The organism is Bacillus sp. SIMBA_074, from assembly GCF_046534555.1.
Taxonomy (GTDB): domain Bacteria; phylum Bacillota; class Bacilli; order Bacillales; family Bacillaceae_G; genus Bacillus_A; species Bacillus_A mycoides.
Map to the genome: position 1 here is coordinate 1 of NZ_JAWRYM010000393.1, position 279 is coordinate 279.

Consider the following 279-nt stretch of genomic DNA (forward strand, 5'->3'; position numbering starts at 1 on the left):
GCATTTGCTCCGGCAACTTGCGCTCCGATAATAAGTCCATCTTCTTTACGAGTTACAAGCTTAACGAACCCTTCTGTGCTGTCAAGTGACAACGCACGTCCATTTCCCGCATATGGGAATTTTGCAGTTACTACTTCAATACCTTCATCTGTGGCTTGTTGTTCAGTATAACCTACAGTTGCAAGCTCAGGGTCTGAAAATACGACTGCTGGAATGCCTATATAATCAATTTCATATGGATGTCCGGCAATCGCTTCAGCAGCAATTTTTGCTTCATAG

Annotated in this window: 1 pseudogene; it reads right to left on the reverse strand. The window is 43.4% G+C overall.

Going from position 1 to position 279, the window contains the following annotated elements:
* A pseudogene (locus tag SB773_RS31285) lies at nucleotides 1–279 on the reverse strand (dihydrolipoyl dehydrogenase); the annotation flags it as partial.